The following is a 13166-nucleotide window of genomic DNA, read 5'->3' on the forward strand; positions in this document are numbered from 1 at the left end:
GGGAATGAAACGCCGCAACGCCGTCATGCTGGCCGTGGCGCCGGCCGCGATGCTCGCGATCACGCCGGCCTACGCCGATAAGATCTTCGTCTCCAATGAACGAGACAACACTGTCACGGTGGTCGACTCCGAGTCGTTGGAGATCATCAAGACGATCGCGACGGGGCGCCGCCCGCGCGGGATCGTCACGGGACCAGACAAGACGGAGGTGTTTGTGTGTGTCGGTGACGACGATGCCGTCGAGGTCATCGATGCAGAGTCGCTCGAGATCGTCCGCACCTTGGATTCGGGCCCCGACCCAGAGCTGATGGACGTGTCGAAGGACGGCAAGACCATTTACATCGCCAACGAGGACGATTCGATGGTGACGATCATGAAACCCGACTCAGGCGAGCTCATTGTCGAGGTTCCCGTCGGCGTCGAACCGGAGGGCATGCGAGTCAGCCCCGACGGCGCCGTGACGGTGGCGACGTCTGAAAGCTCGAGCATGGCGCATTTCATCGACACGGAAGCCAACGAGCTCATCGCCAACGTCCTCGTCGATACGCGGCCGCGCCACGCCGAGTGGCAACCGGACGGGAGGAACGTCTGGGTCTCCTCCGAAGTGGGCGGCACCGTTGCGGTCATCGACGGCAGCACCTACGAGACGCTCAAGGTGATCGGCTTCGAGATTCCCGGCGTATCGCCGGAGCAGATCCAGCCCGTCGGCATGCGGTTTTCCAAGGACGGCAGACAAGCCTTTGTCGCACTGGGGCCCGCCAACCGGGTCGCGGTGGTGAATGCCGACACGTTCGAAGTGGAGGACTATATCCTTGTGGGACAGCGCCCCTGGCACGTAGAGGTCGCTCCCGACGGGTCGAAACTCTACGTCGCGAACGGCCTCACCAACGACATGACCGTCGTCGATCTGGAGACGCTGAAGCCGCTGAAGTCGGTCCCGGTCGGGCGCCTGCCGTGGGGCATTGCGATCACGCCGTAGAGGGGCCCGGCGCATGACGCGCACGAAACCGACCCGGCGGACGCAAAGGCTTACGACCGCGTCCTATAAGAGACTGATTAATCGCGGGATTTGGTGGAGCCGAGGGGAGTCGAACCCCTGACCTCAGCAGTGCGATTGCTGCGCTCTCCCAACTGAGCTACGGCCCCATTCGAGCCCCGCATTTAGGGAGCCGCCTCGCCCTCTGTCAAGCAACGCCCGCGCTGATGCGCCGATTCTTGTAAGGGTTCTGCAGAACGGGGAGGCCGCCCCGAACAGGCCATGGGTCCGCATGAACGGGCTTTTCGTCACGGGGCTTGCCCTTTGGCGTGCCCGTCCGCTACATGGGGTCCGAGGCCGCGCGAGGAGGGGCCGTTACATGGTGCCTTTGATCGGATTCATTGCTCTTGTCATCGACCTCTTCATCTGGGTTGTCATTGCCAGCGCTATCTTGAGCTGGCTGATCGCCTTCAATGTCGTCAATACGAACAACCGCTTCGTCTACTCGATCGCGGACATGCTTTACCGCATCACCGAGCCGGCACTCGCGCCGATACGCAGCTTCATGCCCAATCTCGGCGGCATCGACATCTCGCCGGTGATCCTCATCCTCATTCTGTTGTTCATCCGCGACGTGGTGCTGCTGGGCTGGCTGCTGCCGGCTTTCGTGTAGCGGGTCGATGGGCGAAAGCGCCCAGCGGCCTCGCGCGCCGCAACTGAAAATCCGACAGACCGAAAACGGCGTCGCCATTGCCGTTCGGCTGACGCCGAAAGCCGCGCGGGATGCAGTGGAGGGCATCGAGGAGTTCGGGGGCGACACCGTACTGAAGGCGCGCGTGCGCGCCGTGCCGGAGAACGGCAAAGCAAATGCCGCGCTCGAGGCGCTGATCGCAAAATGGCTCGATGTGCCGCGCTCGACGGTTTCGGTGATTCAGGGCGCAAAGGCGCGCATCAAGATCGTTGCGATCGACGGCAGCGCCATCGGCCTGTCGGCCCTGGTCGCCACACGGCTCACCGAATTTCTAAAATCTGATTCTTAGCTTGCTGCGGCAATCTCCGCGGCGATCGCTTCCGCCGCTGCGCGCGGATCCTTCGCGCGCGTGATCGGGCGTCCGATCACGAGGTAATTCGCCCCGGCGGCGATCGCATCGCTAGGCGTCACGATCCGCGCCTGATCGTTTGCATCGGCGCCCGCCGGTCTGATGCCGGGCGTGACGATGAGAAAGTCCCGCAGGCGCTCATGCAGCGCGGCGGCCTCCTTGCCGGACGCCACGATGCCGTCGAAACCCGCATCCTGCGCCAGCCTCGCCCGCTCTTGCACGAGGGCCAAGGGAGGCATGTCGATGCCTTGCTCGCCGAGGTCCGCCCGGTCGAGATTGGTGAGCACCGTGACGCCAAGCAGCTTCATCGCACTGTCGCCGCGCCCGCGCACAGCCGCATTCAGAGTCTTGCGATCCGTCGCGTGGACGGTGAGGAACTTCGCGCCGGTCTTGGCGATCGCCGCCGTGGCGCGCTCCACGGTCGCTTCGATGTCGAGCAGCTTGGCATCGAGAAACACGTTGCGGCCCTCGCCGGCCAGTTCCTCCGCGAAGCCGAGGCCGCCGCGATAGATCAACTCGAGGCCGATCTTGAACACACCCACGCTGTCGCCGAGCGCGTCGACAAGCCTCCGCGCCTCGTCGAGATCGGCGACGTCAAGCGCCAGGACGATGCGGTCCTTGGGTGCCAGGTGCTCCGTTGCCATGTCTCCCCCAACGATATCGCGCCTACGCGGCGAATTTCCGCGCCGCCACCGCCAAGGCCTCGACCACGTCGGCAAACCGCTTCTGCTGTGACTCGTCAACCAGACTACCATCCTCGGCGAAGGCTTTCATCGCGTTGGGCAGAGCCATTTGCTGCGGAATCACAGTTGCGCCAAGACCAATCGTCAGGACCTGGCGCAGCTGCAGCAGCGCGCGCATGGCGCCATAATAGCCGGGTGAGGTGCCGGAGACCGCGAATACGCGGGTTTGGAACACGTCGGGCTTCGTGCCGACACGGCTCACCCAATCGAGCGTGTTCTTGAGGAGCGGTGGGATGCCCGAATTGTATTCTGGCGTGACGATCATGACGCCATCGTATTCGCCAAGCAGCGCCTTGAAAGCCTGTGCCCTCTCTGGCACGCCCTCGGCGTCTTCAAGATCGCCGTGATAGATCGGCATGTGATAGTCGGCGAGATCAGCGAATACGGCCTCTATACCGTTGGCCTCGGCGATCATCTGCCCTAGACGGGCCAGCTTCTTGTTGTGCGATCCCTCTCGAGCGCTCCCTGCGAAAAACAACAACCGCATTAGCGTCTCCGTTGTAATTGATCTTTACCCGTTGAGCCGTGTCGGCTGAGCCTCGCCCGCCGAGGCTTGATGCGCCCTCGCCGTGGCCTAATGGCGAAGCGCGCCGGTGCCGCCCTCCTGTCGTCCGCGCGAGAATGCATGTAGGGACGTTTCGGCGGAAGCGAAAGAGGCGATTGTGCAATTAATCGACTTGATTGCGCCGCGGCGTTGCCTATTCGCCGATGCCGTCAAAAAATTCTTTCACCCGCGCGAAGAAGCCTGACGATTCGGGACTCGTTTCCGCGTTCGACTCTTCGTCGAATTGCCGCAGGAGTTCACGCTGTTTGCGCGTGAGGTTCTTCGGTGTTTCGACCTCGACCTGAATATAGAGGTCGCCCTGCTGCTTGGACCGCAGAACGGGCATGCCTTTGCCCTTGAGGCGAAACTGTTTGCCGCTCTCGCTGCCCTCGGGAATCTTCACGCGGCTGCGTCCGCCGTCGATCGTCGGGACTTCTATATGCCCGCCGAGCGCGGCCGTCGTCATGGAGATCGGCGCGCGGCAGAACAGGTCCGCACCGTCGCGCTGGAAAAACGCGTGAGGCTTGATGGCTAGGAAGATATAGAGATCTCCCGGCGGTCCGCCGCGCAAGCCTGCCTCGCCCTCGCCGGCAAGCCGGATGCGCGTGCCGTCCTCAACGCCCTCGGGGATGGTCACGGACAGCGTCCGCTCGCGCATCACGCGCCCAGTGCCCTGGCAGCTCGTGCAAGGGTCTTCGATAACCTCGCCGCGGCCATCGCAAGTGGGGCATGACCGTTCGATTGTGAAAAACCCCTGGCTCGCGCGGACCTTGCCCGCGCCGCCGCACGTCCGGCAGGTGACCGGCGATGTCCCCGGCTTGGCGCCCGAGCCGGAACACTCTTCGCAGGTGACGCCGGTGGGAACGCGGATCTGCGCCGTGCGGCCTTCATAGGCCTCGGCCAGCGAAATTTGCATGTTGTAGCGGAGATCGGCGCCACGCTCGCGGCCGCCGCGTTGCCGTGGCCGGCGCGCGCCCATGAACTCGCCGAACAGGTCGTCGAACATCGCCGACATGGATTCCGAAAAGTCCGAGCCGAAGCCGTGAGGGCCACCGCCCCCGCCAAATCCGCCAAAGCCCGACCGTCCGTCGAAGGCCGCATGGCCAAACCGGTCGTAAGCCGCGCGGCGCTGCGGATCCTTCAGGATCTCATAGGCTTCGTTGACAACCTTGAAACGTTCTTCCGCGGTCTCATCCCCGCCATGGCGGTCGGGGTGACATTCCTTCGCAAGGCGCCGGAACGCGCTCTTGATCTCGGCGTCATTGGCACCGCGGGCAACGCCGAGGACTTCGTAGTAGCACTGCTTCGCCATCACCCCTCCGGACCCTCATGCCCCGTTCGTTTGTAAACGGGGCGCATGCGAGCCTCTTATTGGGCAGTCGGCGGAGCCCCGAACGAAACCAGGGCTCCGCTGCCGTATTGCACCTTGTCGTTACGCGGATTTCTTGTCGTCGTCGTCTTTGACTTCCTCAAAGTCGACATCGACCACGTTCTCATCTCCGCCGCCGCTTCCGGCTGCATCGGCAGAGGGACCCTCAGCGGCACCCTCGGCCTCGTTCGACTGATACATGGCTTCGCCAAGCTTCATCGAGGCCTGAGCCAGAGCCTCAAGCTTCTGCTTGATGGCTTCCACGTCCTCGCCCTCGGCGGCGGTTTTCACTTCGGCCGCGGCAGCCTCGACTGCCGCTTTGTCCTCGGCCGAAACCTTGTCGCCGAAATCGGCGAGCATCTTTTCGGTCGAATGGGTCAGCGCTTCGGCCTGGTTGCGAACCTCGACAAGTTCGCGGCGCTTCTTGTCTTCCTCGGCGTGGCTCTCGGCTTCCTTGACCATGCGGTCGATATCCGCGTCGGACAGGCCGCCAGAGGCCTGAATGCGGATCGACTGCTCCTTGCCGGTTGCCTTGTCCGATGCCGAGACGTTCACGATGCCGTTGGCGTCGATGTCGAACGTAACCTCAATCTGCGGCACGCCACGAGGTGCGGGCGGAATACCGACAAGGTCGAACTGGCCCAGCAGCTTGTTGTCCGCCGCCATCTCGCGCTCGCCTTGGAAGACCCGGATCGTCACCGCGTTCTGATTGTCTTCGGCGGTGGAGAAGACCTGGCTCTTCTTGGTCGGGATCGTGGTATTGCGGTCGATGAGACGGGTAAACACGCCGCCCAGGGTCTCGATGCCGAGCGACAGCGGCGTCACGTCGAGCAGCAGCACGTCCTTGACGTCGCCCTGCAGCACGCCCGCCTGGATCGCGGCGCCGATGGCCACGACTTCGTCCGGATTCACGCCCTTGTGCGGCTCTTTGCCGAAGAAGTTCTTCACCGTCTCGGCGACCTTCGGCATGCGGGTCATGCCGCCGACGAGGATCACCTCGTTGATGTCGCCGGCCTTCAGACCAGCATCCTTGAGCGCCGCTTCGCACGGGGCGATGGTGCGCTTGATCAGGTCTTCCACGAGGCTCTCGAGCTTCGCGCGGGTCAGCTTCATGGTCAGATGCTTCGGACCCGACTGGTCGGCCGTGATGAAGGGCAGGTTGATTTCCGTCTGCTGCGTGGAGGACAGCTCGATCTTGGCCTTCTCGGCCGCCTCCTTCAGGCGCTGCAGCGCGAGCTTGTCGCCGCGCAGATCGATCCCGTTCTCCTTCTTGAACTCATCGGCCAGATAGTCGACGAGGCGCATATCGAAGTCCTCGCCGCCGAGGAACGTGTCGCCGTTGGTCGACTTCACCTCGAACACGCCGTCGCCGATCTCGAGAATCGAGACGTCGAAGGTGCCGCCGCCGAGGTCGTAGACGGCGATGGTCTGACCGTCCTTCTTGTCGAGACCGTAGGCCAGCGCAGCCGCCGTCGGCTCGTTGATGATGCGGAGCACCTCAAGGCCGGCGATCTTACCGGCGTCCTTCGTTGCCTGGCGCTGAGCGTCGTTGAAGTAGGCAGGAACCGTGATGACAGCCTGCTCGACCTTCTGCCCGAGATGAGCTTCCGCCGTCTCCTTCATCTTCTGAAGGATGTAAGCGGAGATCTGGGAGGGCGAGTATTTCTTGCCGTGGGATTCGACCCAGGCATCGCCGTTGTCCGCCTTGATGATTTGGTAGGGGACCAGCTTCTGATCCTTGGCGACGGTGGGATCGTCGAAGCGGCGCCCGATCAGGCGCTTGATCGCAAAAAACGTGTTCTCGGGATTGGTAACGGCCTGGCGCTTCGCCGGCAGGCCGATGAGCACCTCGTCGTCGTCGGCAAACGCCACCATGGACGGTGTCGTGCGCACGCCCTCGGCGTTCTCGATAACCTTCGGGCTTGTTCCATCCATGACCGCGACACATGAATTCGTCGTGCCGAGGTCGATACCAATAACTTTCGCCATTTCCGAGCCTCTCTTTCTGGCAAACCGTCCGGGCCCTAGCGCGGCACCCGGCATCAACTGATGCGCCTGGCCTTCCTCAAGGCGGCGCGATCCGGTTCCCAATTGTTTCGCAGCGCCCCCGTGCGGAAAATCACGCGGGGTTCCGCGGTTATATAGGTGCCAACCCTAGGGCCCGCAAGGAGAACACAGGTCGCATCTGGAGGTATTCCAGGTCTTCCCGCCGATGCTTCTGCGTGGCCCTTACGTGCGACGCCCGGCCTCGCAATCGGCTCTATCCTGGGCATTTCGGCCCGATAGACTGAGGCTTCAAGGCGAGAGGCGCGAAAGGGAAGCGGAAAGGCAAACGGCGCGTGCAGTATTTTCCGAAAGAATTAACCGTGGCCGAACAGATCGCGCTGCTGGGCGATATTCGCGACATTATCCGGCAGGCGCCACTTTTCGTGCCCACGATGCCGCGCTCAGGCAGGCCCATGTCCGTCCGGATGACGAATGCGGGCGCGCTCGGCTGGGTCACGGACAAGGCGCGCGGCTATCGCTATCAGGCCACTCATCCCGCGACGGGCGCCCCATGGCCCGCAATTCCCCAAGGGCTCCTCGCGCTGTGGGAGAAGCTTTCCGGCTATCCCCATCCGCCGGAAGCCTGCCTGATCAACTACTATGACAGCACCGCCAAGATGGGACTGCATCAGGACCGGGACGAGGACGAGTTCGCAGCGCCTGTGCTGTCGGTGTCGCTTGGCGATACCGCGATTTTCCGTGTCGGCGGCACCACCCGGAAAGGCCCGGCGCGCAAGCTCGAGCTGATCTCGGGGGATGTGGTCGTTCTGGGCGGCGCCGACCGGCTCGCCTATCACGGGATCGATCGCGTGCTGCCCGGCACGAGCGATCTGCTGGACGAGGGCGGACGGTTCAATCTCACGCTCCGCCGCGTCACCAAGCCCGGCTAGCGCTGTGTCCTAGCGTTTGCCCTGATTGTCGTCATTGGCCGCCGTGCCCGTGCCGAAGCCATTGCCCTGCTTCCCTTGGGCGTCGCCTTTCGGCGTGGGCGCCGGCTTCGGACCGCCCTTCGACACGGCAACGAGCGCGGGCCGCAAGACCCGGTCGCCAATGGTGAAGCCGGCCTGCATGACCTGTACCACGGTGCCTTCCGGCACGTCGGTCGTCGGGACCTCGTACATCGCCTGCTGCTCGTTGGGATCGAAGCGCTGCCCCAGGGGCTCCAGCCGCGTGACGCCGTGCTTCTCCATCATCTTCAGGAGTTCGCGCTCGGTCAGTTCCACGCCTTCGAGAAAGCTCTTGAGCGCCGGGTCCTTCTCCGCCGCCTCCGCCGGCACATGTTCGATCACGCGGCGCAGATTGTCGCCAATGGTCAGAACGTCGCGCGCGAAATTCGAGATGGCATAGCGTGAGGTATCTTCCTTCTCCCGCTCCGTGCGGCGGCGCAGGTTCTCCATGTCGGCCATGGTGCGCAATAGCTTGTCGCGCATGTCTGCGTTTTCTGTCAGCAGCGCATCGAGGTCACCCGCGACGTCGGTGCCGGCGTCCGTGTCGGCAGACGTTTCCGGCGCACCTTGCGGTGTCTGCGGATTGTCGTTGGGGCGGGTATCGGAAGGGTCGTCCGGCATCGAAACTCTCAAGCGTTTGGATTGACAGGAAGCGCCCCGGATATCGACCGGGCGGCGACAAAAATCAAGGGACAAGGCCGGGATCGCCGTGGCGGAGGCCTTACGGGACGAGCCGCCCGAGGAGCCGCGCCGTGTAATCCACCATCGGAATGATGCGGGCGTAGTTGAGGCGCGTGGGCCCGATCACGCCCAGCACGCCGACGATCTTCTGCTCCGAATCCTCGAATGGCGACACGATAAGCGCCGAGCCGGAGAGGGAGAAGAGATTGTTCTCCGAACCGATGAAGATCCGGACCCCTTGCGCCCGTTCGGCAAGGCCGAGCAGCTGAATCAGCCCCTTCTTGGCGTCGAGATCCTCGAACAGCAGCCGGACCCGCTCCAGGTCCTCCATGGCCTTGATGTCCTCGAGAAGATGCGCGCGGCCACACACGATCAGGCTCTGCCGGTCGTCGGCTTCGCCGGACCATGTCGCGAGGCCATCCGTCACCACTTGCGCCGTCAGTTCGTCGAGTTGAGCGCGCCGCTCCTCGATCTCCGTCTCGACGCGCTTGCGCGCCTCTTCCAGCGTCATGCCGGCGATGCGCGCGTTCATGTAGTTCGTCGCCTCGTTCAGAGACGACGGCGGCAATCCTTGCGGCAGCGTGACAATGCGGTTCTCGACGTCTCCGTCTTCGCTCACGAGCACCGCCAGCGCCTGGCCTTGACCGAGATTGACGAACTCCACCTGCCTCAGCGTCTTGCTCTGCTTCTCGGCCAAGACCACGCCGGCGCAGCGGGACAGGCCCGACAGCATCTCGCCGGCCTCGGCGAGGTAGTCTTTCACACCCCGGTGGCGCCCGCTCGCCGACATGCGGGCTTCGATTTCCCTGCGCTCGGCCTCCGTGACGTCGCCGATCTCCAGCAGGCCGTCCACGAACAGCCGCAAGCCCGTTTGCGTCGGCAGCCGGCCGGCGCTCGTGTGCGGGGCGTAGATCAGTCCCAGCCCCTCGAGATCGGACATGACGTTGCGCACCGAAGCCGGCGACAAGGTCATCGGCAGTGCACGGCTCAAATTGCGCGAGCCGACCGGTTCGCCCGTCTCCAAATAGGTCTCGACGATGCGCCGGAAGATCTCGCGCGAGCGTTCGTTGAGCTGACGCAAACCGGCAGCCGCGTCCGCCGCCGCCATGGCGTCTTTGACGTCCGTATGACCCATGCGGGAAATTTAGGTAGCGCTCTGCACGGCGTCAAACGACATCGGCGGCGGGCGTCGGCGTGTCGACTAGTTCAACGGTCCAAAATCTTGGGTGATCGGGGCCGCGAGTTCGTCCGGCGCGCCGAAATGAGCGAAGTAGCGCGAATTGATATGCTCCACCGGCAGGATGATCAGGACATCCGTGGTGCCGAACTGCCGATCGATTACCGCCCCGTCGCCGATATAGGCCCCGAGCCGGAGATAGCCCTTGATCAGAGGCGGCATCGCCTTGAGCGCCGCGCGCATGTTCAGCGCTTCCTGCGGCATCATGTTCATGTCGACACGGAGATGATCGTGCGCCGAGACACGCCACTCTTCCGGCGGACTGGCCGTGTGATGCAGGAAGCTGAGTGCTGCCGCATGCTGGGCGGGATCGACTCCCGGGAAACTGGCGCAGCCGACCATGACGTCGACGCCGTGTTGGCGTACGTAGGACCAGATGCCGTGCCACAGAAGCTCCACGGTCCGGCGGTTGCGGTACGGCTTCAGCACGCACGAGCGGCCGAGCTCCATGAAGCTGTAACCGGGTTTGGACCGGATCAGCGGTGCGATGTCGTATTCGCCCTGGGTGTAGAACCCGTCGTGTTCGTCCGCGATATCCTGGCGCAGAACGCGATAGGTGCCGACCACCTTCGAGCGCCTCCAGCCCTTGCGGTTGGCATCGCCGTGGTCCAGCACCAGGAGATGGTCGAAAATGGGATCGAACGCATCCTCGTCGCGTCGCGACAGCATGGCCAGGGCGTTGGGCGTGGCCGCCATCTCCTCGTAGAACACTTTGTAGCGGAGGCGCTGGGCCCGGCGGATTTCGCTCTTCTTGCGTGCGAGCCGGACTTCGAGCGAGCCGATTCGTCCATAGACCTGCGGCGGCTGAAACCGCCCGCGAAAGCCTGCCGAGAGGCCGCCCTTGCCGAGGGCGAGGCCTTTGCCCAAAGCGCCGCCGCTGCCCACAAACGGTAGTCCGCTGGGGACGCCTCGGAAATTCAAACCGGGGAATTTAGCTCCCACCAGAAACTTCTCTGCAAGGCGTCCCGGAGTCGTTTTCGTCGGCATAGTGCTGCCCACCTGACATTTTCGGGGATCGTGCCGCGAGGCTTAAGCAAGGTCTCGACGGATCGCAGGGCCTTCCGACCAACCCCGATTCGGCCACATCGGAAGCGGGTTAGCAAACCAATTCGAACTCTATGTGACAGGCGGTGGATATCCGCACAGGGCGGGTACTGCTTACGGTGACTAGGCGGCACCTGCTTCCGCCTCGAGAGGGTCCTCTTGCCAGCGTGCGACCAGCTCTTGCAGGTCACGTTTTTCGAAGGGTTTGGCCAGGTAGTCGTCCAGACCCGCTGCAAGATAGGAGTCCCCGTCCTCCGCATAGGCATTGGCGGTCAGGGCGACGATCGGGGGGCGTCCGTTCCCCGGTTCCGCACTGCCGGGATAGAGCGCCCGGATTCGGGCCGCGGCTTCGATTCCGCCGATATTCGGCATGTGGATATCCATCAGGATCAGGTCGATGCCGGCGCCGGTACCGAGGGCCGCCTTGACGTTCGCGATGGCTTCGGCACCGTCGCGAACCCGGGTCACGCTGGCCCCCGCCTTCACAAGGACGGTGCGCGCCAACAGGGCGTTGATGTCGTTGTCTTCGGCGAGCAGGACCGAAAAGCCGCTTGCCGGGAGGGTGCGGGTGGGGGAGCCGCCGCCGAGCCGGTGGACGGGCTTCCGGGTCGCTTCTAGCGGGGCGAACAGGCGCGTCAATGCCGAAATCGGCCGCACCGGACGCACCAGAAAAGCTGTAGGGCCCTGGTCCGCGAGCCCCGCATAGGCATCGCGTTCTCCTGGATCGATGACAACCACCAGCCGGGGCTCCGATTGGCCTTCCGCGCGGCCAAGCAGGGGGACGAGGGACCGTGCGCCGTACTCGGCGTTCGCCATGTCGGTCAGCAATCCGGTGAACGGGGCGCCTTCTTGGGCCGCACGTTGCGCGACGCTGGCGGCTTCGGCGCGGGCGACACAGGCGACCGAAGCGCCGGCGCTGGCGATGAGGTCTTCAGCGACGGTAGCTTCCGTTCGGCCCTCGAGCAGGATCAGCACGCGTTCTCCCGGCAGGGGCTTTGGCCATGCGGCGCCAAGAGGCGGCGTGTCTGCGGGGGCTTCGAGCGGGATCTCGACGCTGAAGGTCGTCCCCATGCCCGGCCGGCTTGCAACACGGATGTCGCCTCCCATCGCCTGCACGAGCCGCTTCGAGATTGTGAGCCCGAGCCCGGTGCCGCCATGGCGCCGTGTCGGGCCCTGATCGGCTTGTTCGAACTCGGCAAAGATGCGCTCGAGCGCGTCGTCGCGGACGCCGGGGCCCGTGTCGGTCACGTCGAAACGGAGAAGGGCTTGGTCTGGGTTGGAAGGATCGCTGGCGCCGCTGACGGATAGGCTCACGCCTCCTATCTCGGTGAACTTGATGGCGTTGCCGACGAGATTGATCAGCACCTGTCGGACCCGCATCTCGTCGCCGACGATGCGTGTCGGCAGGTCGGGCGCAACGATCCAGCCGATCTCCAGCCCCTTCTCGCGGGCGCGGGGAGCCAGCAGTTCGACGACGCCCTGAACGGCTTCGGACAGATCGAACGGCGCCGGGCGCAATTCCATCTTGCCCGCCTCGATCTTGGAGAAGTCGAGGACCTCGTCGATGAGGCTCAGAAGCGTTGTTGCGGATGCCGAAATGGCGCGCGCATAGGTCAGTTGTTCCGGCGACAGCTTGGTGTCCAGGAGCAGACCCGTCATGCCGAGTATGCCGTTCATCGGTGTACGGATTTCGTGGCTCATCGCGGCAAGGAACTGCGACTTGGCCTGGTTCGCCGTCATGGCTTCGTCGCGGGCGCGGGCGAGCGCCAATTCGGCAGCCCGCTGCTCGGTCACGTCGCGGGCGACGCTCTGAACCTCACCGTCCCTGCCGTCTTCACACGGCAAGGCGAAATCCTCCCAGACGAACCAGCGCGGACCCGAGGCGGTGTTCAGCTCGATCACGCGGGTGCTGCGGCCCGCCCCTGTCTCATCGCTCTGCGGACCGGAGTCGCTAGCGAGGATGGGCAGCGTCAGCGGTGCACCAATGACTTCGTCGCGGGCGACGCCGAACGTTCTGCAAAATGCGTCGTTGACGAAGGACAGGTTACCGTCGGCGTCGCGGCGCGCGATGACCTCGTCCTGGTGGTCCAGCAGGTCGCGATAGCGCCTCTCGCGCTCGCGGATTTCCCACTGCAGGTCCTTGATCGATTCGATGTCGTTGTTGAGCCGGTCGGCAAGGGCCGCAAGCCGGCTGTGGTCGGGTGCCGGATGCAGCCGCATGGCCACGACCAGGAGGGCGAAGCCCAGCATCAGCGGCGCAAGCGCGAGCGTTCCGGTCCCGCCCAGGCCGAGCAGGCACAGCCCGATCAGCGCCAGCGCGAGGGCCGCGATGGTCAGGGGTGCACGCACCCCGCCGGCGCCGTCAGCGCCGGAGCTCTGCCAGTTCGTGTACTGCACTGTTTTGACGCCTGTTTATGCGCCGGACTTTGTGTCCGGCTTTTCATTGGCGCCGAGCTTGGCAGAGAAAGTTTGAGAAACT

General features: G+C 64.3%; 12 protein-coding genes and 1 tRNA gene. 4 read left to right on the plus strand and 9 right to left on the minus strand.

Annotated features, from left to right (window positions below):
• The first annotated feature begins 4 nt into the window (after window positions 1-4).
• A complete protein-coding gene (locus GL4_RS02155; protein WP_045369258.1) occupies window positions 5-979 on the plus strand; it encodes a PQQ-dependent catabolism-associated beta-propeller protein in 975 nt (324 codons plus the stop codon).
• 91 nt (window positions 980-1070) lie between these two features.
• Here the strand turns inward: GL4_RS02155 and GL4_RS02160 are convergent.
• Window positions 1071-1146 (minus strand) — tRNA-Ala (locus GL4_RS02160).
• Between the two features lie 209 nt (window positions 1147-1355).
• On the opposite strand from GL4_RS02160, the gene GL4_RS02165 reads away from it, so the two are divergent.
• Both GL4_RS02165 and GL4_RS02170 read left to right on the plus strand, forming a co-directional pair.
• Window positions 1356-1649: a YggT family protein gene (locus GL4_RS02165; RefSeq protein ID WP_045364043.1), complete on the plus strand. Its 294-nt coding sequence runs from the start codon at window positions 1356-1358 to the stop codon at window positions 1647-1649.
• Window positions 1650-1656: 7 nt separating this feature from the next.
• Window positions 1657-2016, plus strand: a complete 360-nt coding sequence (locus GL4_RS02170) for a DUF167 family protein (RefSeq protein ID WP_045364046.1) — start codon at window positions 1657-1659, stop codon at window positions 2014-2016.
• Here the strand turns inward: GL4_RS02170 and pyrF are convergent.
• The 4 genes from pyrF to dnaK form a co-directional block, all read right to left on the minus strand.
• On the minus strand, window positions 2013-2720 hold the full coding sequence (gene pyrF, locus GL4_RS02175; protein WP_045364048.1) for an orotidine-5'-phosphate decarboxylase: 708 nt from the start codon (window positions 2718-2720) through the stop codon (window positions 2013-2015). The two genes, GL4_RS02170 and pyrF, sit on opposite strands and share 4 nt — an antisense overlap.
• A gap of 22 nt (window positions 2721-2742) precedes the next feature.
• The gene (locus GL4_RS02180) at window positions 2743-3306 is read right to left on the minus strand and encodes an NADPH-dependent FMN reductase (protein WP_045364050.1); all 564 of its coding nucleotides are present in this window, start codon (window positions 3304-3306) and stop codon (window positions 2743-2745) included.
• Between the two features lie 211 nt (window positions 3307-3517).
• Window positions 3518-4675: a molecular chaperone DnaJ gene (gene dnaJ / locus GL4_RS02185; RefSeq protein ID WP_045364053.1), complete on the minus strand. Its 1158-nt coding sequence runs from the start codon at window positions 4673-4675 to the stop codon at window positions 3518-3520.
• Window positions 4676-4795: 120 nt separating this feature from the next.
• Window positions 4796-6721 carry a molecular chaperone DnaK gene (dnaK, locus tag GL4_RS02190; RefSeq protein WP_045364056.1) on the minus strand — a complete coding sequence of 642 codons (1926 nt, stop codon included), beginning with the start codon at window positions 6719-6721 and terminating at the stop codon, window positions 4796-4798.
• 377 nt (window positions 6722-7098) lie between these two features.
• Between dnaK and GL4_RS02195 the strand changes: the two genes are divergently transcribed.
• Window positions 7099-7668 carry an alpha-ketoglutarate-dependent dioxygenase AlkB family protein gene (locus GL4_RS02195; RefSeq protein WP_244462664.1) on the plus strand — a complete coding sequence of 190 codons (570 nt, stop codon included), beginning with the start codon at window positions 7099-7101 and terminating at the stop codon, window positions 7666-7668.
• Between the two features lie 9 nt (window positions 7669-7677).
• On the opposite strand, the gene grpE is transcribed toward GL4_RS02195, so the two are convergent.
• From grpE to GL4_RS02215, 4 genes are all read right to left on the minus strand, one after another.
• Entirely contained in the window at window positions 7678-8346 is a 669-nt protein-coding gene (grpE, locus tag GL4_RS02200; protein WP_045364062.1) for a nucleotide exchange factor GrpE, read from the minus strand.
• Between the two features lie 100 nt (window positions 8347-8446).
• Window positions 8447-9541: a heat-inducible transcriptional repressor HrcA gene (hrcA, locus tag GL4_RS02205; protein WP_045364065.1), complete on the minus strand. Its 1095-nt coding sequence runs from the start codon at window positions 9539-9541 to the stop codon at window positions 8447-8449.
• Between the two features lie 66 nt (window positions 9542-9607).
• Window positions 9608-10630, minus strand: coding sequence for a l-ornithine N(alpha)-acyltransferase (gene olsB / locus GL4_RS02210; RefSeq protein WP_082025414.1), 1023 nt, complete (start codon window positions 10628-10630; stop codon window positions 9608-9610).
• Between the two features lie 180 nt (window positions 10631-10810).
• Window positions 10811-13084: an ATP-binding protein gene (locus GL4_RS02215; protein ID WP_156137351.1), complete on the minus strand. Its 2274-nt coding sequence runs from the start codon at window positions 13082-13084 to the stop codon at window positions 10811-10813.
• Window positions 13085-13166: the final 82 nt, after the last annotated feature.

The organism is Methyloceanibacter caenitepidi (assembly GCF_000828475.1).
Classification (GTDB): Bacteria; Pseudomonadota; Alphaproteobacteria; order Rhizobiales; family Methyloligellaceae; genus Methyloceanibacter; species Methyloceanibacter caenitepidi.